General features: G+C 71.8%; 14 protein-coding genes. 7 read left to right on the top strand and 7 right to left on the bottom strand.

Annotation, left to right across the window (positions count from 1 at the left end):
* Window positions 1-178: 178 nt before the first annotated feature.
* The 3 genes from ACFW3D_RS18855 to ACFW3D_RS18845 are packed head-to-tail and all read left to right on the top strand — an operon-like array spanning window position 179 to window position 2024.
* Window positions 179-724: a hypothetical protein gene (locus ACFW3D_RS18855; RefSeq protein ID WP_500505288.1), complete on the top strand. Its 546-nt coding sequence runs from the start codon at window positions 179-181 to the stop codon at window positions 722-724.
* Window positions 724-1317 (top strand): sigma-70 family RNA polymerase sigma factor, encoded by a 594-nt coding sequence (locus tag ACFW3D_RS18850; RefSeq protein WP_078619716.1) that lies wholly within the window; start codon window positions 724-726, stop codon window positions 1315-1317. The genes ACFW3D_RS18855 and ACFW3D_RS18850 overlap by 1 nt, the downstream gene beginning before the upstream one ends.
* Window positions 1314-2024: an anti-sigma factor family protein gene (locus ACFW3D_RS18845; protein ID WP_500505287.1), complete on the top strand. Its 711-nt coding sequence runs from the start codon at window positions 1314-1316 to the stop codon at window positions 2022-2024. Before ACFW3D_RS18850 ends, ACFW3D_RS18845 begins: the two co-directional genes overlap by 4 nt.
* A 107-nt stretch (window positions 2025-2131) precedes the next feature.
* Here ACFW3D_RS18845 and ACFW3D_RS18840 read toward each other — a convergent pair whose 3' ends face one another.
* The 3 genes from ACFW3D_RS18840 to ACFW3D_RS18830 form a co-directional block, all read right to left on the bottom strand.
* Window positions 2132-2815, bottom strand: a complete 684-nt coding sequence (locus ACFW3D_RS18840; RefSeq protein ID WP_500505286.1) for a hypothetical protein — start codon at window positions 2813-2815, stop codon at window positions 2132-2134.
* Entirely contained in the window at window positions 2808-9662 is a 6855-nt protein-coding gene (locus ACFW3D_RS18835) for an RHS repeat-associated core domain-containing protein (protein ID WP_500505285.1), read from the bottom strand. The genes ACFW3D_RS18840 and ACFW3D_RS18835 overlap by 8 nt, the downstream gene beginning before the upstream one ends.
* Window positions 9663-10036: 374 nt before the next feature.
* Window positions 10037-14329, bottom strand: a complete 4293-nt coding sequence (locus tag ACFW3D_RS18830) for a LamG-like jellyroll fold domain-containing protein (protein ID WP_500505284.1) — start codon at window positions 14327-14329, stop codon at window positions 10037-10039.
* Window positions 14330-14630: 301 nt separating this feature from the next.
* Between ACFW3D_RS18830 and ACFW3D_RS18825 the strand changes: the two genes are divergently transcribed.
* Genes ACFW3D_RS18825 through ACFW3D_RS18815 form a run of 3 tightly spaced genes read left to right on the top strand, consistent with a single transcriptional unit; the run spans window position 14631 to window position 17495 of the window.
* Complete coding sequence (locus ACFW3D_RS18825) at window positions 14631-15611, top strand: ATP-binding cassette domain-containing protein (protein WP_500505283.1); 981 nt, start codon at window positions 14631-14633, stop codon at window positions 15609-15611.
* On the top strand, window positions 15608-16429 hold the full coding sequence (locus ACFW3D_RS18820) for an ABC transporter permease (protein WP_500505282.1): 822 nt from the start codon (window positions 15608-15610) through the stop codon (window positions 16427-16429). The genes ACFW3D_RS18825 and ACFW3D_RS18820 overlap by 4 nt, the downstream gene beginning before the upstream one ends.
* Before the next feature lie 10 nt (window positions 16430-16439).
* The gene (locus tag ACFW3D_RS18815; protein WP_500505281.1) at window positions 16440-17495 is read left to right on the top strand and encodes a PHP domain-containing protein; all 1056 of its coding nucleotides are present in this window, start codon (window positions 16440-16442) and stop codon (window positions 17493-17495) included.
* Here the strand turns inward: ACFW3D_RS18815 and ACFW3D_RS18810 are convergent.
* The 3 genes from ACFW3D_RS18810 to ligD form a co-directional block, all read right to left on the bottom strand.
* Window positions 17486-19036: a M48 family metallopeptidase gene (locus ACFW3D_RS18810; RefSeq protein WP_500505280.1), complete on the bottom strand. Its 1551-nt coding sequence runs from the start codon at window positions 19034-19036 to the stop codon at window positions 17486-17488. The genes ACFW3D_RS18815 and ACFW3D_RS18810 overlap by 10 nt on opposite strands.
* A gap of 126 nt (window positions 19037-19162) precedes the next feature.
* Entirely contained in the window at window positions 19163-20038 is an 876-nt protein-coding gene (locus tag ACFW3D_RS18805) for an ATP-dependent DNA ligase (RefSeq protein ID WP_500505279.1), read from the bottom strand.
* Window positions 20039-20051: 13 nt separating this feature from the next.
* On the bottom strand, window positions 20052-20951 hold the full coding sequence (gene ligD, locus ACFW3D_RS18800; RefSeq protein ID WP_500505278.1) for a non-homologous end-joining DNA ligase: 900 nt from the start codon (window positions 20949-20951) through the stop codon (window positions 20052-20054).
* Window positions 20952-20992: 41 nt separating this feature from the next.
* Between ligD and ku the strand changes: the two genes are divergently transcribed.
* A complete protein-coding gene (ku, locus tag ACFW3D_RS18795) occupies window positions 20993-21892 on the top strand; it encodes a non-homologous end joining protein Ku (protein WP_500505277.1) in 900 nt (299 codons plus the stop codon).
* A gap of 5 nt (window positions 21893-21897) precedes the next feature.
* On the opposite strand, the gene ACFW3D_RS18790 is transcribed toward ku, so the two are convergent.
* Window positions 21898-25236, bottom strand: a complete 3339-nt coding sequence (locus tag ACFW3D_RS18790) for an AfsR/SARP family transcriptional regulator (protein WP_500505276.1) — start codon at window positions 25234-25236, stop codon at window positions 21898-21900.
* Window positions 25237-25535: the final 299 nt, after the last annotated feature.

Here is a 25535-nt window from a genome sequence, read left to right as displayed (position 1 = left end):
TACGCGCGACTTCCCCCCGAGGCGGTGAGACCCACCGCCGGCTTCCGCCCCGGGAACCCCCTCCCCGGGGCGGAAGTTTTTTCTGAGGACGTTGAGCACACCGGCCCCCGGCCCCGTATGAGTTGGCAACCGCCCACCAGGGGCGGAGCACCGACGAGACAATGCCGGGGGCCTTGGCATGAACGTTCCGAAGTTGCGCCGATCAGTGGGGGCGGGGGCATTCGCCTCCGCCGCGCTGATCGTCGCCACCGCCTGCAACGCGGGCGTCGACAATGCCAGCCCCCCGGTGGGTGCGATCCAGGCCTCGCAGCCCGCACCGGCGCCCGGCCTCCGGACCGTCGACAACGCCCAGCTCGGCAAGCTCGTCACCGACGAGAAGGGCTGGGTGCTGTACCGCTTCGAGAAGGACAGGCCCAACCCGCCGACCTCGAACTGCACCGGCGAGTGCGTGACCCGGTGGCAGCCGGCCGCCGCGGTCTCGGACACGCAGGTGCAGGGCGTCGACCAGAACCTGGTCGGCAGCGTCAAGCGTCCCGACGGCACCCTGCAGCTCACGCTCAACGGAATGCCGCTCTACCACTTCACGGGCGACGAGAACCCGGGCGACACCAAGGGCCAGGGCGCCGACAGCTCCTGGTATGCGGCCACCCCGGACGGTGCGAAGGCCGGAGCGCCCGCGCAGCCGAAGAGCGCCTCCACCGAGAACGGGTCAGACGGGTACTGATGGGACAGCAGGCATTGAGAGGACTCGACCCCCGGCGATCAGTAGGGCAGGATGCGCTCGTGGCCGACCATCGCTCAGGTGGGGTCCCCGAAGAGGACCTCATGCGGGCGCTCTACCGCGAACACGCGGGCGCGCTCTTCGCATACGTTCTTCGGCTGGTCGGCGGTGACCGCTACCTGGCCGAGGACGTCGTGCAGGAGACCCTCCTGCGCGCGTGGAAGAGTGCGTCCCGGCTCGACCCCGGGGCCCGTTCCCTGCGGCCGTGGTTGGTGACGGTCGCACGGCGGATCGTGATCGACGGCCACCGCAGCCGTCAGGCACGGCCCCCGGAGGCCTCCCCGGCCGCCCTCGACCAGCTCCCGGCCGAGGACGAACTCGAACGCTCCCTGAGGCTGATGACGATCTCCGACGCACTGGATGATCTCACCGAGGCCCACCGCCAGGTGCTGATCGAAACGTACTTCAAGGGCCGGACGGTCAACGAGGCCGCGGCGGCGCTGGGGGTACCGCCCGGCACCGTGCGCTCCCGCGTCTTCTACGCCCTCCGCTCCCTGAAAATCGCTCTTGAGGAAAGGGGTGTGACCACCTCGTGACGGTCTACGGTTACGGCTCCGGGGCAGGTACTCCCCACGACCCGCACGTCGACGTCGGGGCCTATGTCCTCGGTGTGCTCGACGACGCCGACATGGCGCGCTTCGAGGAGCACCTCGCCATCTGCCACCAGTGCGGGCAGCAGCTCGACGAGCTGAGCGGCCTGGTGCCGGTGCTCGCCGAACTCGCCCCCGCGGGCGCCGGCGCGCCCGTCCCGCCCAGCGGCGACAAGGTGCTCGGACGGCTCCTCGGCAAGGTCTCCGACGAGCGCAAGACCCGCGCCCGGCGCAGGATGTTCGCGCTCGCCGCCTCGGTGGCGCTGATCGTGGCGGCCCCCACCGTCGCGGTGCTCGCCACCGGCGGCTCGGAGGGCACCCAGGCCAGGGTCTACGCGGAGCAGTTCAAGGGCACCGACAACTCCACCGGCGTCAAGGCGACGGTCGGTGTCAACGAGAAGAAGTGGGGCAGCGAGGTCGGCCTCACCCTGGCCGGCGTCCAGGGCCCGCTGACCTGCCGCCTGGTCGTCGTCGGCAAGGACGGCTCCCAGCAGACGGTCGGCACCTGGAGCGTCCCGACGGCCGGCTACGGCACCTCCGACCAGCCCAACCCGCTCACGCTGGACGGGTCGGCGGGCATGCAGCCGGACGACATCTCCCGCTTCGACGTCGTCACGTCGCAGGGACAGCGGCTGGTGTCGGTCACCACCTGAGCCCCGCGGGGCACCGAAACGGCTGAGGGGGACGCGCGATACGCGTCCCCCTCAGCCGTTCTCGTGCCGGGGCCCCACCGGAACTGCGTCCGGTGGGGCCCTTTCGCTCAGCCGGCGTCGAAGAAACCGGCGACGTGGCGGGCCACCTCGCCGAGGGCGTCCAGGACGTACTCCCGGGATCCCTCCGGACCGGACTCCCGCACCCGGAACTCCTTCCCGTCGCCCTCGACGCGGATCACCCGGTCGCCCTGGTGAGGCGGCGGCTCGGTGAAGCGGAGCTCGCCGTAGCTGATCTCCGGATAGAACCTGCGCAGCTCACCGAAGGGCGCGAGCCGGACCAGCAGCCGCTGGCCTCCCGTGGGGTACTCCGAGGCCAGCAGCTCCTCCCAGCAGGCCTCGGCCACCCTCCCCTCCATGAACGCGTGGGCCAGCGTCCCCGCCTTCATGAACGGGAATTCCGCCACGTAGTCGTCGAGAGCCGCGCCGCCCTGCCAGGCGGCGACCGCCCGGAGGGCACGGCCGAGGTCGTCGGTCGCTCCCGACGCCCATTCGATGTCGGCCTCGTGGATGTCGATGCCGAAGAACCTCTGCTCGGCTCCGACGTACACCGACACCGTTCCGCGGTCGGTGGCCAGCACGGCCCGGCCGAATCCCTCGACGAACCCCTCCAGCCCCAGGCCGAGACCGGAGGCGCCGCGCTTGAGCGCTTCGGCGAGGCCGTCGGACGTGTCGAGGTCGGGGTAGTGCACCGCCGGGACCCACGAGCCCTTCGAGGGCCTGCCGCTACTCATCCCAGGGAACCGATCCCGGGCAATTGCACGTGGTCATCGGACTCCTGACCGGTGCGAGATCGCCGAACCTGGACCAGTCGGGCTCCGGTGGCCGGGAGATCTCGACGATGTCCCCGTTGCCGTTCATCTTGTAGAAGTGCACGGAGTCCCAGGAACGCTGGCCGTTGGCCACCGCTCTGGCGATCCAGCTCATCTCCAGATTCGTCGCCCCGTCCTCCGCGAGGCCCTTCTTCACCGCTCCGTCGAAATCGGTCTTCCATCCCGTCATGTTGACATGGATACCGGTGACGTTGGGGTCGCCGATCATGCGCTGCACGGGTGCCTTCCACCCGTCGTTGGGGTTCGCCATCATGTGGAGGAAGCCCTTGCCCTCCGCCCACTCCGCGGTTCCCTGGGTGCGCCAGCCGAGGGCGAGGTTGCAGTTGTGCACCAGCACCGGCGTGGCACCGGCGAGCACGTAGAACGAGTGCAGCTCCTCGACGGTGAGGTTGTACATGTCGGCCGCACCGAGCACCGCCGTCACCCCGGTGAGGGCGACCCGGCCGTTTCCGTCGGTGGTCAGGGCATGGCCCGGCACCAGGGCGCCGGCCTCGACCCAGGCACGCACGGTGTCGTCCCAGAAGGGATGGTTGGCCGTGGCGTGGATGACCGCCGTCCGCCCCTTGGCGTCGCGAACGCTCAGGTCGACGAGATCGCGATCGCGGTGGACGAGCCGCGCGGTGACCTTGCGGGACCCCTTGTGCCGCCCGGTCCCGGCGTCGGCGGCCTCGACCTCGTCACCCGGCTCGATCTTGGCGATCTCCTTGGTGCGCCCGTTCTTCATCAGCACCTTGGTCGTCGGGGTGAAGCTGCACACCGCCCGCTCGAGCCGGAGCAGCATGCGGGCCATCCGTGACGATCCCCGGGCGATGACACCGATCTCCCCCAAGCCGTACGGCTGGGACATGGCCTCACCGAGGACGTCGCACTTGTCCCGGTTGTTGTTGACCATGCACTGGAACGCGGGTTCGATGATGGTCATGTCACCAAGCGCGGAGAGGAACTGCTTGTCGAGCTCCCTGCTCGCGTCGATCTCCGCCTGCGTGAAGCAACTCATGGCGAGCGGGGTGTAGATGGGCGTGTAGGGATTCATCTGGCACTGGTTGGGCGTGAAGAAGTAGTCGTACGCCTCCTTCTGCTCCTTCTGCCGCTTCTTGCGGAAGTACTCCTCGGTCTTCCTGTTGGCCTCGTTGACCCTCTTGATGTTCTTCTTGACGCAGGCCGCGTCGCAGGAGTTGTCCTTCTTCCCGCAGAGTTCGGGGTTGGCGTCGCACTTGGTGCGGCCGGTCGGGTCGCTGAACGTGACCGGGTTGTTCTCGGTGTAGCTGTACCCGTTCATCTGCTGCGGGTCGGCCGAGTTCACGACCGGGTCGAGGCTCACGAAGCGGCCGGTGTCCGGATCGTACTCACGTGCGCCGAGGTGGGTGAGGCCCGTCGTGGCGTCCTCGGTGCCGCCGACGAAGCCCTTCTGGCCGGGCCAGGAGGACGGTGCCTTGCCCCGTGCGGCGCCGAACGGGGTGGAGCGTCGCTGCTGCATGGACAGGTCGGCGGCGCTGACGTCGAGTTCGGAGGTGCCGTGGTGGTCGCCGAGGAGGAAGGAGAGCTTGCCGTCGTCGGTGCGGATGGCCTGGTTGCCGCCGCCGAGGTCGTAGTAGCGGGTGGCCTTGGGGGTGCCGGAGCCCTTGGCGAGGCTGATCTCCGTCGCGCCGAGGTAGAGGGTGGTCTCGCTGTCGGTGCGCCGGATCAGGCGGTTGCCGTCGGGGTCGTAGACGTACGAGGTGGTCTTGGTGCCCTCGGTGACCTTCGCCAGGTGGGCTTCGGCGTCCCAGTCCAGGGTCTGCTGGTCACCTCCGACGGTGCGGGTGTGGGTGTTGCCGGTCCCGTCGTAGGTGTACGAGTCGACCGCCTGCCCGCTGGGACCCTCGGTGCTGACCTGGGTGAGGGTGTGCGGCTGCGGCGCCTTGGGGTCGGGATAGGAGTAGGTCCGCCTGGTGTCCTTGGCCGCGTCGCCGGTCGGGTCGTGCAGGGTCTCGGTGCGACGGTTGCCGGTGACGTCGTAGGTGTACGACAGCCAGTAGGGAGCCGGCCCGCCGAGCAGGGAACCGGGAGTCGCGGCACAACCCGTGGTGCCCTGCGCCCAGGCCTCGGTGAGGCGGTCGAGGTGGTCGTACCGGAAGCACTGGTTGTCGGTGCCGTCGCGGGAGACGTCGCTGATCGCGGTGATGTTGCCGGCTTCGTCGTACCCGTAGGTGGAGGACTTGTCGACGCCCGGCACGCCCTCGCGGTCGACCCGCGAGTTGTCCAGGCGCTGGGTGCCCCACTGGTAGGTGTTGGTGACCTGGGTCTTCTTGCCGCCGCTCTGGTAGGTGTACTGCAGCGGCTTGCCCGTGAAGCTGTAGGCGGTGTCGGTGATGTAGGTGACGCCGCCGGTGCCGGAGAGGGTGACCGGCCGCAGCATGTCGTCGTACGTGGGGGTCATGACATCGGCGGCGAGGGACCCTGCCGCCGGGTAGCTCGACGACTGGACGGTGCCGTCGAGGTTGTACTTGACGTTCGACTGGTAGGAACCGGCCAGAGCGCCGTTCTCCGTCGTCGCCGGGATGGTGATGGTGCTCCGGTTGATCCGGTAGAGGGTGTCGTAGATGTTGTAGGTCGTGGTGTAGGCGGCGCCGCTCGCCCCGCCGATGTAGCGGGTCACCGAGGCAGGCTGCCCCTCGGCACCGGACGGGTCCCAGGCGCGCTTGACCAGCAGCGGGCCGCTCGCGTCGCCGTCGTGGGCCTCCAGCTCACGGCCGAGACCGTCGTAGACGTGGGTGATCGTCTGCCGGGGCGTGCGGTCGTCGGTGCTGGAGATCAGAAGGTTGCGGTCGTCGTAGGCGAAGCCGGTGTCGCCCTTGTCGGGGTCGTGCGTGCCGATCGTGTTGCCACGCTGGTCGTAGGTGTAGGTCCACTGGTTGCCGGCCGGGTCGGTCACCGCGGTGAGCCGGTCCGCCGGGTCGTAGTCGTAGTGGGTCCTGTCCGCCGCGCCGGTGGGCGTGGCGGCCTTGTACTGCAGCAGGTCGGTGGTGCGGCCCCTGGCGTCGGTGACGGTGGTGGTGGCCGTACCGCCGGCCGGCGGGGTGACACTGGTGCGGTCGCCGCCGTAGCTGGTGCCGGTGGTGGCCAGCACCTTGCCGCCGTCGCCGTTGCCCGCGACCTGCTGCGTCTTCACGACCCGGCCCATGCCGTCGTAGGTGTTCCAGGTCTGGGACTCCACCGCCAGCGCGTCGTCGAGCTTGAGCAGTTCGGTGGAGGGAGCCGCGGTGTTGTAGTACGGCGCGAACGCCTTGGCGACCAGGCCACGCTCGTCGTAGAAGGTGTCGTTGACCAGACGTCCGCCGTCGGGGCCGGGCGACTGCGCCTGGCGCTCCCTCAGGAAGCCGTCGTACAACACGTACGAGGCGGGCCGCTGGGTACCGTCGTTCTTCAGGGCCCTGGTCGAGACGGCGACGGGCTTGCCGTCGGTGATGGTGTAGGCGAACTGGTAGTTCGGGGTCTCGTTGTTGGTCTTGGAGCGGTTGGGCAGCCAGATCTTGAGCTTGCGTCCCAGCGCGTCGTAGGCGGTGTCGGTGCGCTTGCTGTTGGTGTCGAGGACCGTGACGGCCAGGCCGCGCAGGGTGTCGTAGGTGGTGGTCGTGGTCTGCGCCGTCGCGCTGCTGCCCGGCGTGGCGGGCGGGGTGGTGACCTTCACCGTGGTCGCGAAGCCGGTCGTCGGCGTGTAGACCGTGGTGGTGGTGCGGCCGTCCGTCCGGTCCGTGCGCACCGGGGCGGTGGTCTCGGTGGCCGAGACCGTGCCGGTGATGTCCGTGCTCGTCAGCTGACGGCCGTAGGTGGTGTCGTAGGAGGTGCCGGACTCCAGGTACGTGGCCGTGGTGCCGTTGTGCGACTTCAGGGCCGCCACCCTGGTGGGATCGCCCTTGGCGGGTGCCGCGTTGTAGCCCTGGCCGTCGTACGCGGTGCGCGCGTCGGAGATGACGTCGGTCTTGCGGTCGGGCGTGGCGTCGCACTTGACGGCGACGGTCTCCACCCGCGACGGCTTGGTCAGGATCCAGGCGGTGGTGTTGTCGACGTAGGTGGTGCGGGTGCACTGGTCGTCGTCCGCGGTGGAGGTGTCGCCGAGGTCCTCGCTGCGGGTGACCCGGCCGGCGGTGTTCTCGAAGGTGTTGGACTGGAGCGTCGTCCGCCACTTCTCGCCGACCCCGTCGTCGAGCGAGGTCCAGGTGCGGGTCGAGTCGGTGCCGGTCAGGTTGGCGGTGGTGGTGCCCCAGGACCTCACCCGCTTGGCCGTCTCGTGGTGCCAGGGAGTACTGACCGTCTTCTCCAGCACCCTGCCGCCCGGGCCGCTGTACTCCTCCGTCCGGTACTCGAAACCGGCCGCGGAGTCGTGGTCGGTGATGGTGCCGCCGTTGTCGTCGGAGACCGTCACGGACTTGGTGCCGTCGCTGGTGGAGGTGCCCTTGCGGTCGCCGTCTATGCCGCGCAGGAACCAGTGGTCGGTCTGCGACTTCATGCCGACCGGGTCCTGGCCGCCGGTGCGGACCCGGACGTGGGCGTATCCGCGCCACTGCGACCAGGTCTTGTACTTCTCCTTGGTCAGGCCGTCGTCGTCCGCGTAGTGCCAGGCCGCCCCGTCCAGGTAGTCGTAGCGGGTGACCTGGTCGGGGGAGGAGTTGGTGCGGTCGGTCTCGGTGACCGCCTCCACCACGTACTTGTTGAACCACTGCAGCGACGGGTCGGCGTCACCGGACTTGGTGAAGTACACCGGGTAGCAGCGGGTGGTGTTGGTCTGCGGCGTCGGCAGGTCGCCGGCGTCGCAGGCCGGGGCCGAGTAGGTGACGTCGACCTGCCCTCCGGACTCGTCGGCGACCGTCGCCAGCCGCTCCTTGATGAAGGGGGCGGTGTCGTCACCGTCGATGTCCAGCCGGTTGGCCCGCTGGTCGTAGCCGAAGGTGACCTTCGGCAGGGTGATCTCGGGGGTCGCCGACCTGCCCGTGTGCTGGATCGAGTCCAGCAGCAGCTGGTAGTCGATGTCCGCCATGCCCCAGCGGTAGCCCAGCGCCCAGGTGTCGACCGGTGTGTAGGTGCCGTCCGACTTCAGTACGTTCGTGGTGACCGACGCGAGCTTCTTGCGGGTCCAGAAGCTCGGCGACGCCGACTTGTTGCAGTCCTCGCCGGACTTGCAGTTCAGGTCCCACGGGGTGTCGTACCAGTAGAACTTCTTGTCGTCGATCGTCGACGGGTCGCAGGTCACGCCGGCCTCGGGCAGACAGCGCTCGCTGTTGGAGAAGTCCACCCGGGCGAGGGCCTTCGCCGTGTAGACGGTGTCCTTGCGCAGCCCGTAGTCGATGTGGTCGACGTAGCCGCCGCGGTCGTAGGCCGTCTCGTCGGCGGCCTTGAAGTTGCGGGCGTAGTAGTTGGTTTCCTTCTTGTAGTAGTACGCCATCGCGTTGCCGTGGACGTCGACGACGTAGTCGAGGTTCCAGCGCCACGCCTGGTTGCACCAGGAGTCCGCGAAGGCGGACTGGTGGCAGGGCTCGCCGGCGTCGTCGCCGTAGACCGGGACGGTCCACGTCGAGTCGGTGGCGTCCTTGCCGGACGCCCAGCCCGGCAGGCGGTTGTAGCCGAAGAAGTACTGGGTGCCGTCGGTGGTGGTCACCTTCCAGTACTCGTCGTTGCGGGCGCCGTTGGAGCGGACGTCGCCGGTCGAGCCGTAGACCCGCTCGACCTTGGTGCCGTCGTCGCCCTTGATCTTGAACTTGTCGGTGCCGTCCGGGATCAGCTCACCGGCGTGGCCGTTGAAGGAGATCGTGGCGTTGTCGTACGCCCAGCACAGGTCGCCGGGCTTCTTGCCGTCGGCGTTCGTCACGTCGTCGTCGGCACACGGCTTGTAGCTGCGCTCCACCGACCCGGGCCACAGCGCGAAGCCGTCCCCGGCCCACGACGACTGGTTGTTGGTCGCCGACGTCCGGCCGTCGATGCCGGAGGAGGAGTACGACAGGCCCACCTTCGGCGCGAGCGTGCCCGGCACACCCGGCACCGGCATGTCGTAGGACCAGGAGAAACTGCCGGAGTTCAGATCCGCCGACCAGGTCGCCGAGGCGGACAGCTGGCTGGCGGAGTAGTCGCCGTGCTCACCGGAGGTGCCGCCCTCGGCGGCCGTCGTCGCCGCGAGCAGGGACGGCTCGGCGCCCAGCGTGGTCGTGGCGGTGAGGGTGGTACCGCTGGTGCGCGTGTCGATCGTCCGGGCGGTGCGGCACCTGGCCAGCTCCGGGGTCGTCGCGGCGCACCCGGGCAGCCGCACCAGCTTCAGGCGCGAGGCGTACGCGCCGCCGTAGCTCTGCGCGAAGGCCGAGGTGTCGACGCTGACGCCGACCGTGCCGCCGGTGGCCGCCGGATCGCGCCCCACCGAGAACAGCATCCCGTCGACGCCGGCCCGCTGCGCGGTCTTCCGGTCCAGCACCTTGACGGTCGCGGAACCGCTCAGCGGTGCGGGCGGCTTCTTGGCGTTCTTGCCGTTCTTGCCGTTCTTGGCGATCTTGGCGATCTTGGCGTTCTCGGCTGCCGGCGTGGTGAGCGAGACCGGCAGCTCGCCGGCGCGCCGGGTCACCGCCTCGGCCTCCGGTTCCAGGGTGACCTTCGCCGTGCCGCTCCGCGGCCAGGCGTGCCGAGGGGCCTTCGCCGGCACCCTCGGCTCGCTCTCCGTCCCACGCGGCAGCGGCTTCACGCCGTGGCCGGTGAGCGCCCTCTCCGAAGCCGGGACGCCCGGCATGTCGTCCGCCTGGGCAGGAGGCGTCCCCGCCCCTTGCAACAGGGTCCCTACCAGGGTCGCCGCTATGATCACGGCAATTCTGTGGCGGGCCCGTGCCCCCGTTTTCACTGTGGTTCCTCTCATGTGCTCGATCAGGGCTGCGATCCGCGCGTCGCCCGGGTGGGGATGGCCGCACCGGGCGAACGGAGGTATCGGGTGCGCGGGTCGTCGACGCGGCCCGCGTGCGGGTTCTGTTTCCTCTCGTGGGTTTCCCGCCCGCGGGTCGCGCGGGCGTGGAGTTCGTCCCGAACGGGCGCGGACCGCTCCGCTATCGCTGTGCAGCGCAGGGGAGCGGTCCGAGGGCCGGCCGCGCACGGCGTCGGTACGGCGGTGCCTCACGGACCGGGGTTGGTCGCCAGGTCCGTCCCGTTGGCCAGAGCGGCGATCTGGGTGTCCGTCGCGACGCCCTCCATGGCCCAGACGTCGTCGATCGCGCCGGGCCAGTACTCGCCCCAGGTAGTGCTGCCGGTCTTCACACGGCCGAGCTGCAGGCCCTTGGTGGCGTCGAAGGAGGTCACGTGGGAGTTCCAGGAGACCTGTTCGGTGCAGGAGGGGTCGTTCGGGGTGCCGTCGTCATCGTCGTCCGCGCACAGCGTCTGCCTGCGCTCACCGTCCACGTACAGGCGCATCTGGTCGGTGAAGGCGTCGTAGACGACGGCGATGTGGTTCCAGGAGGTGTTGTTCTGGAAGTTGTTGTGCTCGGCGGAGACGGTCGCGGACGTGGTGGTGTCCGCACCGGCCATCGTCAGCTGCCAGCGTCCGCCGACCGACTCCGTCTCGCCCGAGGGGGGAGCGTCGGGCACGTAACGGACCACGAAACCGCTGTTGTTGGCCCCGGCCTGGCTCATCACCGTGACCGGTTCCTGTGGCCGGGCCGCGGTGGTCACCCACGCGCCCATGGTGAAGCCGGTGTTGGTGTGCACCGGGGAGACGGACGTCGCCGCGTAGTCGCCGTCGCCGTCGAGCAGCAGGCCACCGGTACCGACGTAGTTGCTGCTGCCGGAGATGTCGACCTTGGCGTTGCCGCCGAGGGTCAGCGCGTGACGGTCGGCAGCCAGCGGCATGTCGTCGGCGGACACCGCGGGGGTGCCGGACGCCGCGTCCAGCTTCCAACGGCCCTTCACCAGCGGGCGGGCCTTGTACAGCTCGGCGATCTCGGGGGCGGACAGCGCCCGGTCGTACAGCTGGACGTCGTCGATCTGGCCGGGAAAGAAGCTGACCGGCGTCCCGTTGTTCCAGCTGGCACCGATCTGTACGGGGCCCCCCGCGTAGAAGGGCGTGGACCACTTGGTCGTGGCCACCCACTTGCCCTGTACGTACAGGCGCAGGTCGTCGGTGACGGCGTCGTAGGAGCCCACGACCTGCGTCCACACGCCGGCCGGTGCCATGTCCGGATCACCCTGCGCGGCGCGCACCGGGGTGCCGTCGGCGGTGTCGGCGGAGTAGTTGTTGAACGTCCAGCCGTACGTGGGCGAGTAGTACAGCTCGAAGCCCGGTCTCACCGTGCCGGCCTGGGTGGCGATGACCGCCGCCTTGGTGGGCTTGGTCGTCGACAGTTTCGCCCAGGCGGCGACGGAGAAGCTGCGCTGGTTGTTCAGCATCGGACCGCCGGTGGTGGCGTAGTCGTCGGCACCGTCGAGGGTCAGGGCCTTGCCGTCGGCTCCGATGTCGCCGGCGGTGAGGCCGCCCTTGAACACGGCCGGCTTGACATCGCCCCGGCCGTGCACCTGCGTGGTCGCGGTGCCGTCGTCCTGGAGCGCCGGCTCGTCCAGCGGGAACGCCGCCAGGGCCGGGCGTCCGGCGCCGAGCGGCTGCTTGTTGTACAGCCGGCCGACCTCCGTGACACTCAGCGGCTTGTCGAAGAGACGCACGTCGTCGACGGTGCCGGGGAAGAAGGACCCCGGTGACCCGTCGTACGATCCCGCGCCGATCTGCAGACCGCGGCGGGCGTCCCACGGGGTGGAGTAGGCCATGGTGCCCGCGACCGCTCCGTTGACGTAGAGGGTGAGTTCATCGCCCGCCGTGGTGTAGGTGCCCGCGAGGTGCACCCATTCGTTGGTCCTGACTCCCCCGGCGGCGGCCTGCATGGCCCGGACGGGAGTCGCCGTCGCTGAGTCGGCCGTGTACTGGTTGAAGGCCCACCGGTCGTAGGTCTTGGAGTAGTACAGCTCGAAGCCCGGCGCGTGGTTGCCCGGCTGGGCGGCGATGACCGCCGCCCCGGACGGCATGCGCGACAGCTTCACCCACGCCGACACCGAGAATCCGGCCGAGGTGTCCACCGTCGGGATGTCCGACTGCAGGTAGTCGTCCGTTCCGTCGAAGGACGCGGCGGTGCCGGCGGTGCCCTCGGCACCCAGCACCGGGCTGCCCTTGAGGTCCATGGTGCGGGTCCCGGAGATGCCCTCGGCCTGCGTGGCCCCGGCGGGCTCGTCCAGCCTCCACTGGGCACGGGCGGGCTGTCCGGCCGAGACCCTGAACTGGTAGGTGCGGATCTCACTGGGGTTGCCGGCCTTGTCGAAGGCCTGGGCGGTGACCCAGTTCAGGCCCGAACGGGTCGGCCGGAACTTCGTCGTCTGGGCGCCGCCGCCGCTGGTGATCAGCTCGTTGTCGGAGGTGGGATCGGAGTTGATGCCGAACCAGTACTTGGTGACGTCGGTGTCGGGCACGTCGAAGGTGAAGTTGGCGTACTTGCCCACGCCGTCGTACCAGGGGTCGGCCGGGTTCTCGGGGTTCGAGGCCGGGTAGTCGCCCGAGGTGATCGACGGGCCGACCGGCACACCGGTGTCGTAGACGAAGTAGCAGGAGGTCGCCGACCCGGACCAGGACCAGGGCGAGTAGCTGTAGTACTTGCCGTCGTCGGGGTCGTAGTCCTGCGAGCGCACCGACCAGGCCACCGTCTTGTTCTTGGGGATGCTCGACGGGAGCGTGATCGAGAAGTCCGAACCGGACGCCTTCGGGGTGGTCTTGGGCGAGGTCCAGCGCGCGATCCGGCCCTTGCCGTCGCCGGTGTCCCAGGACGCCTGGAACTGCACGCTCACCCGGTCGCCGGGGTCGGGGTCGGTCACGTTGTTCGCGGTGACCTTCGGCAGCGAGCGGACGTACGCCTTCTTCTCCGGCGCCTTGCAGGACCCGCCCGGGTCCATCGACAGCTGCGACATCGCGATCTGGGCCGGCGGGCGGTTGTACTTCACCCGCAGGTAGGCGTCGTCGCTGAAGCGCTTCCAGCCGTACCGGTCGGACTCGCTGCCGGCGCGCAGACCGAAGGAGGTGTACGAATCGCTGTGCGCGGACGCGTACTTGACGCCGGCCGTCGCGTCGAACTCCACGGTCCCGCCGGGGCAGGAGGAGCTGAAGCCCTTGGCGACGTCCCGGGTGTCCAGCTTGTCCAGCCAGTTGTCCGCGGAGCTGTTCCAGGTGGTGGAGGAGCCGAAGCTCTTGGTCCGCCACAGCTCGATCGACCGGCCGTCGCACGAGGCCGACCAGGTCTCGTTCGCGACGAAATCGGCCTCGATGATCGTCTTGCCCGCGAACTTCGACGTCGGGAACTTGTAGAACAGGCGCTTGGTGTCGTACGGCGCGCAGTAGTCCCACTCGCAGTAGCCGACGCCCGAGTCGGGCTTGTCGTTGAAGCGCCACTGCGGCGAGTCCGCCCAGTACTTGGAGACCATCGTCCACTCCCCCGCCTTGGGGGTGTAGGTCTGCGGGTCGATGTAGACCGGGAAGCGGGTCCTGGGATCGGACAGCAGCTTCCGGTCCGGGGTCAGGCGCAGCTCGCCGCCCGCGGCATCCACGTCCACACCGATCGGGGCCACCTTGGCGGCGTCGCCGGGTCCCTCGTCCGAGGTTCCGGCGGGGGCCGGTGCCGCGGAATCCTCCGACGCCGAGGCGAGTTTCGTCGCGGCCGGGGCGGCGGCGCCCGTGCCGGAGTCCCACATGATCGGCTTGGGGGCCTGGAAGACCACACCGCCGGCGCTCGCGTCCCGCGCCTCGAGGCCGCCCCCGGCCGATTCCCTCAAGGTGAGCCCCGAGGTGTCGAACCCCAGCTTCAGCTCGGCCAGGGCCGGGTTCTTCGCCGCCTCCGCGGTGCGCACCACCAGCAGCTCCGAGAAGCCGTCGGTGTCCGAACGCACCTGCAGGTCCACGTCGGGGAGCACGTCACGGTAGGTCGCGGTGTCCGCGTCCAGCACCGGCACCGGAAGCGCCTCCGGCCACTCGAACGCCAGCGTGCGCCCGGCCCGCTCCAGCTTCACCAGCGGGCCCTGGCCACCGCCGGAGAACGTCAGACCCACCGCCGCGGCCTTCGGGGCGACCCGGCCGCCGTCACCCCGGACCAGGGTGTTGTCGATGTCGGCCCACCGGCCGTCGACCCGCGCCCGCACCGGCCGCAGGTGCTGCACCGACTCCAGCTTTCCGTCCGGGGTGGCGTACACCTCCTCCGACTCGTTGCGCAGCGAGGTGACCTCGACCTTCCTACCGGTCGAATCGGCCTCCGCCAGCGCCGCCTCCTCGGTCGGCGCGGTGGTCGCGGCACCGCCGCCCGCGGCTGCCGCCCCGGCCGGCCGGGGCGCCGCCGGCGCCGGCCCGCCGACGGCGAGCGGCTGCAGCACCCCCACGACGACCGCTGTCACGACCCCGAGTGCCAGAGCTCTGCCACCGGCGTGTCTGCGCACGAAAACGCCCCCGTCCTTCCCCCGTCCCAGGCCCCACCTGGGTGTCACAAGATCTTCACAGCCCCGTGATCCAATCCGCCGGAGGTCGGGCCCGTCAACGGCGGACCGGCCGACTGACTTGACCTGTACAGGCCATGTCCGGATCCGGCAGCCCTGGCACCGAGTGCCACACCACCCTCCGCCGCGCGTCGGGACCGTGTCGGTGAGGCTGTCAGCGATATGTCGGCGCCGTGTCGGTGAGCTGCGCGACCGTGGCGGCATGACACAACGGGATGCCAAGAGCGCGGAGACCGCCGTCAGGGTGCGGGGACTCGTGAAGCGCTACGGGGAGACGAAGGCCCTCGACGGGGTGGACCTGGACGTGCGGCAGGGGACCGTGCTCGGCGTGCTGGGGCCGAACGGCGCCGGCAAGACGACACTGGTGCGGATCCTGTCCACGCTGATCCGGCCGGACGCCGGCACGGCGACGGTGGCCGGGTACGACGTGATCTCGCAACCCCGGCAACTGCGCCGGGTGATCGGGCTGACCGGGCAGTACGCGTCGGTGGACGAGTCGCTGTCGGGCCGCGAGAACCTCTACATGATCGGCCGGCTGCTGGACCTGTCCCGGCGGGAGGCCCGGAGCAGGGCGGACGAGCTGCTGGAGCGGTTCTCGCTGACGGACGCCGCCCGCAAGCCGGCCAAGGAGTACTCCGGCGGCATGCGACGCCGCCTTGACCTGGCGGCGTCGATGATCGGGCGGCCGGCGGTGCTGTACCTGGACGAGCCGACCACCGGCCTCGACCCCCGCACCCGCAACGAGGTGTGGGACGAGGTGCAGAACATGGTCGCGGACGGCTCGACCGTGCTGCTGACCACGCAGTACATGGAGGAGGCCGAGAAGCTCGCGCACGAGCTGACGGTCATCGACCGCGGCCGGGTGATCGCCGGGGGCCGGGTCGAGGAGCTCAAGGCGAAGGTCGGCGGCCGGACGCTGCAGGTACGGCCGGTGGACCCCGGGCAGCTGGACGCGATGGCGACGGCGCTCGGCGCGGGCGCGCAGGCCGTGGCGGACTACGCGGGCGGGGTGCTCAACGTGCCGATCCTCAGCGACGAGCAGCTGACGGACGTCGTGGCCGCGCTCGGCGCGCACGGCTTCGCCATCGCCGGCATCGACACCCATCTGCCCAGCCTGGACGAGGTGTTCCTGGCCGTCACGCGCGGCAGCGGCACCCGGAACCGAGAGGAGCTCGCGGCATGACCGCCGTCACCGTCCCCGCGGGGAACGCCAAGGCCGCGACCGCCGATCCGCGGATCGGGCTGCGCGCCAACCTGCGTCACATCGGCGCCCTCGTGCGCCGCAACGTCCTGCAGATCCGGCAGGACCCGGAGTCGATGTTCGACGCGCTGCTGATGCCGATCGTCTTCACGCTGCTGTTCGTGTACGTCTTCGGCGGCGCGCTCGAGGGCAGCCAGGAGAAGTACGTCAACTACATGGTGCCCGGCCTGATGGCCATGATGGGCATGAACATCGCCATGGCCGTCGGCACGGGCGTCAACTCGGACTTCAAGACCGGGGTGATGGACCGCTTCCGGACGATGCCGATCGCCCGCTCCTCCGTGCTGATCGCGAAGATCGTGGTGGAGATCGGCCGTGCGCTGGTCGCCACGGTGATCCTCCTCGTCATGGGCTTCATCCTCGGGCTGCACGTCGACAACGGCGTGTTCGGGCTGCTGGGCGCGGTGGTGCTGTCGCTGGCCTTCGGTGCCTCGCTGATGTGGGTCTTCATCCTCCTGGGTCTGGTCGCCCGGACCCCCCAGTCCGTCCAGGGGCTCGCCATGATCGTCGTCCTGCCGCTGCAGTTCGGGAGCTCGATCTTCGCCAAGCCGACCACCATGCCGGGCTGGCTGGAGGCCTTCACCCGCTACAACCCGCTGTCCAACCTCGCCGACGCCTCCCGCAACCTCATCAACGGCGGCGCCGTCGCGCACTCGGCGATGATGACGGTGATGTGGGCCGTGGGCATCACGGTGATCAGCGCGCCGCTGGCGGTGGCGAGGTTCCGCAACAAGACCTGATCCTGGAGGCATGGACCCCGTCGAGGCGCTGGACCGGATCGCGTTCCTGCTGGAGCGGGACGGCGCCCCGACGTACCGGGTCCGTGCCTTCCGCGGTGCGTCCGCCGCGGTCGCCGCGATGCCGCCGGAGGAACTCCGGCGGCGCGCGGAACGGCCGGGCGGCCTGGAGGAGGTCAGGGGACTCGGCCCGAAGACCGCCGCCGTCGTCCGGGAGGCGCTGGCGGGCGAGCGGCCCGCCTACCTCACCCGGCTGGCGGAGGGCGCCGCGGACGCGGTCCCGCGGCCGGAGGGCGACGCGGGGCGGCTGATGCGGGCCGCCCTTCGCGGTGACTGCCATCTGCACTCCGACTGGTCCGACGGCGGCAGCCCGATCGAGGCGATGGCCCGCACCGCGGTGGAACTGGGCCACGAGTGGGCGGTGCTCACCGACCACTCCCCCCGGCTGACCGTCGCCCGCGGGCTGACCGCCGAGCGGCTGCGGGCGCAGCTGGAGGTGGTGGCCGAGCTGAACGAGCGGCTGCCGCCGCCCTTCCGGCTGCTGACCGGCATCGAGTGCGACATCCTCGCCGACGGCGCCCTCGACCAGAACGCGGAGCTGCTGGACCGGCTGGACGTGGTCGTGGCCTCCGTCCACTCCAAACTGCGCATGGACCGGGACGAGATGACCCGGCGCATGATCTCCGCGATCAGCAATCCGCTGGTCGACGTGCTGGGCCACTGCACGGGGCGGCTGGTGTCCGGCAAGCTGCGCCCGGAGTCGGAGTTCGACGCGGACCTGATCTTCGCCGCCTGCGAGCGCTTCGGGGTGGCCGTGGAGATCAACAGCCGCCCGGACCGCCTCGACCCGCCGCGCCGGCTGCTGCGCAAGGCCGTGGAGGCCGGGGTGCTCTTCGGCATCGACAGCGACGCCCACGCCCCCGGCCAGCTGGACTGGCAGATCTTCGGTTGCGCCCGCGCCGAGGAGTGCGGCGTCCCCCCGGAACGGGTGGTCAACACCTGGGACGCCGACGCCCTGCTGCGCTGGACCCGCACCCGCGAGGTGCCGGCGGCGGCCGCTCAGGGCTGAGACGGTGCCCGGTCCAGGGAGAGCCCGAGGAGGACGCGGAGGCCCGAGGTGTCCGGTCCGGCTCCGTCCTCGGGGGACACGGCGCTGTCCACGGCCCGGTCCAGGGCGCCCTGGACGCCCTCGTCGAACTCCAGGTGCCTGCCGCGTTCCCAGTCCAGTTCCCACCGGGCCCGGCCGTCCCCGACCAGGGCCGTCAGGGCCAGGGAGTACAGCGCGTCCGCGGCGTCGGCGCGGGCGCGGGCCCGCAGGGAGTCGTCGAGGAGCATGTGGCCGCCGTGGCCGGGGCGCGGCATGCAGTCGACGACCTCCGCCCACCGCCCGGCATCGACGGCGTCCAGCAGCATCGCGAGGTCCGCGGGTCTGCGCAGGACCGCCCGGCCGGCCCGGAGCACCGGTGCCGCCTCGGCGCCGAGCTCCGCCGTCCCCACCGCGGCGGCCAGTTCCCGCCAGGGCAGTTGCCGCAGCCCGGCGGCCCCGGGGAGCGCCAGCACGGTGCGGGCACCGGTTCCCGCGGGGTCCCTGACGAGGCCGGTCCCCGCCGGCGACGGCTCGCCCGGGAACGTCCCGGCGGCGTCCGCGGGCAGTGCCTCGATCGCCGCGACGCGCTCGCGCGTCGGGGGGTGGGAGTCGTAGGGCGAGGTCTTCTCGCGGGGCGGGTCGGCGATCAGCCGCCCCTCCTCCTCCCGCCAGGTGCCGCTGTCCAGGAAGGCGCCGAACCCGGAGTGCACCTCCTCGGCCGGGGGGAGCAGACCGAGCGCGGTGCCGATGCCGGCGTACTCCCGCAGGTAGCGGGTGTGCGCGGCGTTGAGCAGAGGGATGCGCCGCAGGGCGGCGGCGGTGGTGTCCCGTCCGGCGATCCGCGCGCCGGCGCGGTCCGCGGCGAGTTCCCCGAGACGTGCCTGGGCCTGCGTCGTCCGCAGGCAGAAACGGGCGTACCCGGCGAACATGGAGCCCATCGCGTGGCCGATGCCGTTGCCGTCCTCGGCGTACCGCTCAAGCACCCGCATCAGACCGACGCGGTTGCGGGCGGCCAGCCCCGCCAGGACCGTGTCACGCCGGGCGAAGTGGCCGAGTTCATGGGCGATGACCGCATCGATCTGACGCTCCGTCAACCCCATGAGGTACGGGATGCCCAGCACCATCCGCCGGCGCCCGGGGACCAGCCCGAGCACCCAGGAGCTCTGCCAGACCGCCGCCACCGGCTCCGCCACGAGCCAGAGCTCGGCGGGGGCCGCCGTCTCCATGGCGCCGGCCACCCGGCGCACGCGCGCCCACAGCTCGGGCTGTTCGTCCGCGGTCACCCGTATCCCGTCGGGCCGCAGGCGGTTGACGCCGCGTACGGAGGCGAAAAGGCCCGACACCAAAGGTGAGGCGAAGGCGACGCTGATGCCCAGGAACAGGAACGTCACGTAGACCTGCCGCAGTGCGACGTCGGTGAGGACGACGTCTGCGGCCACGATCGCCGCGAGCAGGCCGAGGGTCATGACGTAGAAGCCGAGCAGCAGTACGAGCAGCCGTACGGCCTGGAGGAACGCGCGCATGCCGGAAGGGGTCTCCTCGGGTCGGGGGGTCGCGCGCGACGGGCCGAGCGGCGACGCGCCATGCTATTGCGGCGCCGACCGCTGCTCAACGGCCTTTCCGGGGCCCGGCGGTGGCCGCCTCGCCGGTCATGCGCCGGGCCGCAGACGGAGCACCGTGGTGAGGGCGTGGCGGCCCTCGCCCTGGAGGATCTCGACGGGGAGGGGGGCGGACAGCGGACGGTAGGGGGTGCCGTCGTCGAGGGTCGCGGCGGGCGCGGGAGACGGGGGAGCAAGGAGCGCGGCGAGCTGGGCGCGGAGGGGGGCGTCGAGGGGCGCGGAGGCGAAGGGGCCGTCGCCGAGGTCGAGGACGAGGGCCCGCGGGGCGCGGGGGGTGCCGGTGAAGCCGAGGGCTTCGGCGTCCTGAGGGACGGCGTGCCGCAGCTTGAGCCAGTCGCGGCGGTCGGGACGGTAGCGCTGGCCGCGGCCCTTGACGACGAGGCCCTCGATGCCGGCCGGGGCGAGCGAGGCGTACCACTGGACGGCCTCGTCGCGGTCGGTGGTCATGGGTACCGCCTGAAGCGGCGGCCCGAGCGGCTCCAGCAGGGCGACGAGGGCGGCGCGGCGCTCGTCGTAGGGCCGGCCGCGCAGGTCGGTGCCGCCGGCGGCGAGCACGTCGAAGGCCGCGTAGTTGGCGGGCAGGACGGGGCCGCGGGGGGTGCCGCGCAGGGCGCGGCGCTGGAGGGCACCGAAGTCGACGCGGCCGTCCCGCCAGATGACGACCTCGCCGTCGAGGACGGTGCCGGCCGGCAGCGCCCCGGCGGCCCCGGCGATCTCGGGGAAGGTGGCGGTCACGAGCCGGCCGGAGCGGGTCTGCAGGCGTACGGGGTCGGTGAGCACGACCATGCGGTGGCCGTCGAACTTGGGCTCGTAGGCGCAGCCGCCGGCGAGGGCGTCGGCCGCGGGGACGGTGTCCACGCGGCGGGCCAGGGCGACCCGGACGGGGAGCGGGATCGGATCGGTCACGTGAGGGCGCCCGTCACGGCAGGGTGCCGCGTCCGGCGGCGGCGTCCAGGGCGGCCAGCAGGTCGCCGTGGTCGGCGGCGCGCCGCAGGACCTCCTCGGGGGTGAGGGCGAGGTCCTGAGCGTTCCGGCAGGAGGCGACCTCGTCCCAGGTGACGGGCGCGGCGACGCCGGGGCGGTCGCGCAGCCGCAGGGTGTAGGGGCAGGCGGTGGTCTTCGCGGAAGCGTTCTGGGACCAGTCGATGAAGACCTTCCCGGCGCGCAGGCTCCGGGTCATGGAGAGGACGACGAGGCCGGGGTGCTCGTCGCGCATGCGCGCGGCGAGCGCCTTGGCGTAACCGGTGGCGGCGGCTTCCGTGGCGGGCCTCAGCGGCGCGTACAGGTGGAGCCCCTTGCTGCCGGAGGTGACGGGGAAGGCGGTGAGCCCGTCGTCCTCCATCATCTGCCGCAGGCGCTCGGCGACCCGGCAGCACAGCACGAGGTCGGCGCCCTCACCGGGGTCGAGGTCGAGGACGAGCCGGTCGTGGGCGTCGCGGCCGCCCGCCGCGGTCCACTGCGGGACATGGACCTCCCAGGCGCCGAGGTTGGCCAGGGCGACCAGGGCGGGGGTGGAGTCGACGACGATGTGCGGCTCGTCGGCCTCCCCGGCGGTGGTCACCCAGTCGGGCGTGCCGGCGGGCGGGCGTTTGGCGAACCAGCGCTGGGCGTGCGGGCCCTCGGGGGCGCGGACGAAGGAGGCGAGGCGCCCGGCCGCGTGCGGCACCAGCACCGGGGCGATGCCCGCGTAGTACTGCAGCAACTGTGCCTTGGTGTGTCCGGAGACCGGGAAGACGACCTTGTCCAGGTGGGTGAGGACCACGCGGCGGCCGTCCACCTCGACCGTCTGCCGGCCGGGCGGGGCTGACGGGGCGGGCATAGTCTGGAAACTCCCCGGAAAGGGACGAAAGTATGCGATCCATGTGGAAAGGTGCGATCGGCTTCGGGCTGGTCTCCATTCCCGTCAAGCTCTACGCGGCCACCGAGGAGCACGGCGTCTCCCTGCACCAGGTGCACGCCGAGGACGGCGGCCGCATCCGCATGAAGCGGTTCTGCGAGAAGGAGGGCAAGGAGGTCCCCTACGCGGAGATCGCCAAGGGGTACGAGGACGAGACCGGCCGCACGGTGGTGCTCACCGACGAGGACCTGACCGCCCTCCCCCTTCCCAGCAAGAAGCTGATCGACGTGCTCGCCTTCGTCGACGCCGACGAGATCGACCCGCTGTCCCTGTCCCGGGCCTACTACGTCGGCGCGGAGACCGCCGCGGCCAAGCCGTACGTCCTGCTGCGCGAGGCCCTCAGCAGCAGCGGCAAGGCCGCCGTCACCAAGATCGCGCTGCGCACCCGCGAGTCGCTGGCGCTGCTGCGCGTCCACCAGGACGTGCTGGTCCTGCACACCATGTACTGGCCCGACGAGGTCCGCGCCGCGGAGGGGCTGGCGCCGCCGGAGAAGGTCACCGTGCGGCCGCAGGAGCTGAAGATGGCGCAGAGCCTGATGGACACCCTTTCCGAGGACTTCGACCTGGAGTCGATGCACGACGAGTACCAGCACGCGCTGGACGAGTTGGTCGCCGCCCGGCTGGAGGGCGAGCCCGTCCCGGAGATGGCCGAGGTCACCGCCGCCCCCGACAACGTGGTGGACCTGATGGCCGCGCTCCAGGCCAGCATCGACGCCCGCGGTGGGGAGAGGACCGGCGCGAAGAAGACCGCGTCCGGCAAGGCCCCGGCGAAGAAGACGGCCGCCAAGAAGGCCCCCGCGAAGAAGGCCGCGGCCAAGAAGACCACGGCGAAGAAGGCGGCGCCCCGCAAGAAGGCCGGCTGAGCGGGTCAGAGGGGCGTGCGCAGCAGCTCGACCGCCTCGGCGAAGACGAGCCCCTCGCCCTCGCGGTAGGCCGCGGCGAAGCCCTCCTCGCCGAGGTACCCGCGCAGCCGCACCGCGTCCTCGTCCAGGCTCGTCCGCTCCCACGGGGTGCAGGCGGTCTGCCGCAGCGCGTCGTGCGCGCCCAGCACCACCGCCGCGCGGCGCGCCGGACCGCGGACGTCGTCGCCGTCCCGCAGACCGGCGATCCCGGTGAAGAGCGCGACGCCCGGCGGGAAGAGGAGCACACCCAGGCGCGGACCGATGACCGGGCTGAGCGGGTGCCCCTCCATGTAGGCGACGGACTCGGCGAGATGGGGCAGCCCTCCGTACGGGTCGCCGGCCATGCCGGTGAGCCAGCCGCGGACCGCGGCGAGGAGCCCGACGATGAACGAGGGCATCCCGCGCGGCGGGGCGGCCTGAAGGGCGTCGAGCAGCGCGAAGGCCTCGTCGAGTTCGCCGCGCCGTGAGAGCAGGGCGATGAGGAGCACCTTGCCGTAGTAGCCCGCGTCGTCGCCCACCGGCCGGAAGGTCTCGGCCTCCGCCACCCCCTCGCGGATCAGCCGCTCCCCCTCCACGAGGTCGCCGGCGTTGGCGAGGGCGTCGCCGAGGCGGACCGTCATGATCGGCACGTGCTGGTACGCGCCGAGCTTGCGGGCGAGTTCGATGGCCTCGCGGCAGCTCTCCGCGGCGCGGGCCCAGTCGCCGGCGTTGGAGGTCGCCTCGGCCTCCGCCGCCAGCGCCTCGGCCATGCCCCAGTCGTCACCCACCCTGGCGAACAGCTCCCGGGCCTCGCGGATGTCGTCCATGGAGGCCTCGAGCCGGTCCTCCACGTCGTTCATCACCTTCGCGCGGAACTGCAGCGCGAACGCCAGTTCCCACACCCGGCCGTGCAGCCGGCAGCTCGCCACCGCGTCGTCCATGAGCTCGGACATGCGGTCGAAGCGCCCGGTCAGCATGGCACCGAGCACGCGGAAGAGCCCGGGCCGGAGGCTGGACTGCGGCAGCTCCGGCGGGTAGGCCTCGATGATCGCCTCGCCCAGCCCGACCAGCCCCGGGTCGTTCCACACGTCGCGCTCGCCCATGTACGCGAACACCTCGGCGGTACGCACCCAGCGCCGCGCCTCGGCGAGCTGCTGCGGCGTCATCGGCAGCGGGTCCTCCAGCGGCCCCCGCTCCAGCGGCGGCAGCCGCAGCGGCTCGGCGAAGGCGTCCACCGGGCTCATCGCGACCACCACGGCGGGCCAGTGGCCCATCTCGCTGCGGTAGTTGCGCATCTCCCAGAACCAGCTGCAGGCCAGCACCAGGCACAGCGCCTCCTGCTCGTCCCCGGTGTCCACCGCCCGGCGGATCGCCGCCCGCAGGTTCTCGTGCTCGCGCTCCAGCCGGTCCAGGCAGCGCAGTTGGCCCGGTCCGCGCAGCTCGGGGTCGGCGGTGCGGACGTACTCGCGGAAGTAGGCGGTGTGGCGGCGCCCCACGATGTCGCGCTCGCCGGCCTCGTCGAGGCGTTCGGCCGCGTACTCGCCGATGGTCTCCAGCATGCGGTAGCGGGCGCCGTCCTCGGCGAGGTCGGCGACGACCAGCGACTTGTCGACGAGCGAGGCCAGTACGGAGGCCACGTCGCGGGCGTCCACGGCGCCCCCGTCCTCGCCGCACACCGCCTCGGCGGCGGCCAGGTCCCAGCCGCCGGCGAACACGGCGAAGCGGCGCAGCACGACCCGTTCGGCCTCGCTGAGCAGGCCCCAGCTCCAGTCGACCACCGCGCGCAGCGTCTGCTGGCGCGGCAGCACGGTGCGGCTGCCCGCGGTCAGGATGCGGAAGCGGTCGTCGAGCCGGTCCGCGAGCTGGCGGGGCGTCATCATCCGGAGCCGGGCCGCGGCCAGCTCGATGGCGAGCGGCAGTCCGTCGAGCCGCCGGCACAGCTCCGCGCAGGCCTCCGGGTCCTCGTCCGGCGTGAAGCCGGGGCGGGCCGCCGCCCCCCGGTCGGCGAGGAGCCGCAGGGCCGGTGTCCGCGGCAGCGGGTCCAGCGGCCGGATCAGCTCGCCCGGGACGCCCAGCGGCTCACGGCTGGTGGCCAGCACCACCACACCCGGGCAGTGCGCGAGCAGCCGCTCCGCAAGCTCGGCGGCGGCGCCGATCACGTGCTCGCAGTTGTCCAGCACCAGCAGCATCCGGCGCTCGGCGCAGTACTCGGTGAGCTGCAGCAGCGGGTCCTTGGCCGCGGCCCCCTTCGCCTCCGCGGCCAGCGCCGCCTCGGTCGCCGACGCCGCGTGCAGCAGCGTCTCGCGCAGGCCCAGCGCGTTCACCACGGCGACGGCCACGGTGCGCGGGTCCTCCACGGGCGCCAGCTCCGCGAACCACACGCCGTCCGGCCACCGCCCGGCGACCAGGTCCCCGGCCTCCTGCGACAGGCGGGTCTTACCGGTGCCGCCGGGGCCGGTGACGGTGACCAGCCGCGCGGCCGACAGGTCCGCGGCGATCGCGGACAGGTCGCTCTCGCGGCCGACGAAGCTGGTCAGCCGGGCCCGCGCGTTGCCGAGCCGCGCCGGGCTCCCGGACGGCACCGCGGGGGCGGGGGCGGAAGGATTCAGCAGCTCGGCGTGGAGGGCGCGCAGCTCCGGGCCGGGATCGGTGCCCAGCGTCCCGGCGAGCTCGCGCCGCACCTCCTCGTACGCCACCAGCGCGTCCGCGCCCCGGCCCGCCTCGCGCAGCGCACGCAGCCTCAGAACCTGCACCGCCTCGTTCAGCGGATGGGCCACGGCCAGCTCGACGGCCTCCGGCAGCACCTGCTCGGCGCGACCGAGCGCCAACTCGGCGGTGATCCGGAGCCGCCGGGCGTCCAGCCGCAGCGCGTCGTAGCGGGGCGCGGCGGAAACCCGGTCCGGGAGGTCCGCCAGCACCGGGCCGCGCCACAGCGCCAGCGCGGAGTCCAGGGCCTCGGCGGCCTTGGCGGCGTCGCCGTCGGCGAGCGCCCGGCCGCCGTCCTCCACGAGCCGCTCGAAGCGGTACAGGTCCACGGCGTCCGGCACGGCGACCAGGCGGTAGCCGCCGTCCACCGAACCGACGGCCTCGTGCCCGATCGCCCGGCGCAACCGGGCCACCAGCGCCTGCAGCGCCCCCGTCGCGTCGGCGGGCGGCTCGTCCTCCCACACCTCGCCGATCAGCGCGTCGGTGGTCCGCACCCGGCCGGGGCGCAGCGCCAGCGCGGCGAGCAGCGCCCGCAGCCGGGTGCCGGCGAGCGGCACGACGGTGCCGTCTTCGCGGTGAGCCTGGGTCGTTCCGAGAATGCCGTAACGCACGCCCCCCATTCTGTCCGAGCCGCCGACGCGTCCGCCCCCGGGTTACGAACCGCGGTGTCCCTGTGCGGGCCAGGTGTCGTGCGCGGCGCCGTCGTGGCTGCGGTGCGGTTGTTTCCCCGCCGCCCGCCCTCCCCCAGCCTTCGGCCGGGGGGACCCCCATCCCGGTGCGGTTGGTGCGGGTCTCGCCGGGTTCGTTGGTGGGCCGGGGGCGGCGCCTCCGGGGTGGGCATTCTGTACCGCATATTTATGTGCATGGCGGGCAATCCGGGTTCGGCACCGCTCTGCCGCACAACAAATACACGTCAGCG

It is taken from the genome of Streptomyces sp. NPDC058864 (assembly GCF_042742985.1).
Taxonomy (GTDB): Bacteria; Actinomycetota; Actinomycetes; order Streptomycetales; family Streptomycetaceae; genus Actinacidiphila.
The sequence above is the reverse complement of the archived record's forward strand: the minus strand, read 5'-3'. Positions and strand labels throughout refer to the sequence as shown.

Coding starts and splice junctions, on each gene's coding strand:
- ku (WP_500505277.1), top strand. CDS start 20,993: ATGTGGAAAGGTGCGATCGGCTTCGGGCTGGTCTCCATTCCCGTCAAG.
- ACFW3D_RS18790 (WP_500505276.1), bottom strand. CDS start 25,236: ATGGGGGGCGTGCGTTACGGCATTCTCGGAACGACCCAGGCTCACCGC.
- ligD (WP_500505278.1), bottom strand. CDS start 20,951: ATGCCCGCCCCGTCAGCCCCGCCCGGCCGGCAGACGGTCGAGGTGGAC.
- ACFW3D_RS18810 (WP_500505280.1), bottom strand. CDS start 19,036: ATGCGCGCGTTCCTCCAGGCCGTACGGCTGCTCGTACTGCTGCTCGGC.
- ACFW3D_RS18835 (WP_500505285.1), bottom strand. CDS start 9,662: ATGCCGGGCGTCCCGGCTTCGGAGAGGGCGCTCACCGGCCACGGCGTG.
- ACFW3D_RS18855 (WP_500505288.1), top strand. CDS start 179: ATGAACGTTCCGAAGTTGCGCCGATCAGTGGGGGCGGGGGCATTCGCC.
- ACFW3D_RS18825 (WP_500505283.1), top strand. CDS start 14,631: ATGACACAACGGGATGCCAAGAGCGCGGAGACCGCCGTCAGGGTGCGG.
- ACFW3D_RS18820 (WP_500505282.1), top strand. CDS start 15,608: ATGACCGCCGTCACCGTCCCCGCGGGGAACGCCAAGGCCGCGACCGCC.
- ACFW3D_RS18840 (WP_500505286.1), bottom strand. CDS start 2,815: ATGAGTAGCGGCAGGCCCTCGAAGGGCTCGTGGGTCCCGGCGGTGCAC.
- ACFW3D_RS18815 (WP_500505281.1), top strand. CDS start 16,440: ATGGACCCCGTCGAGGCGCTGGACCGGATCGCGTTCCTGCTGGAGCGG.
- ACFW3D_RS18850 (WP_078619716.1), top strand. CDS start 724: ATGGGACAGCAGGCATTGAGAGGACTCGACCCCCGGCGATCAGTAGGG.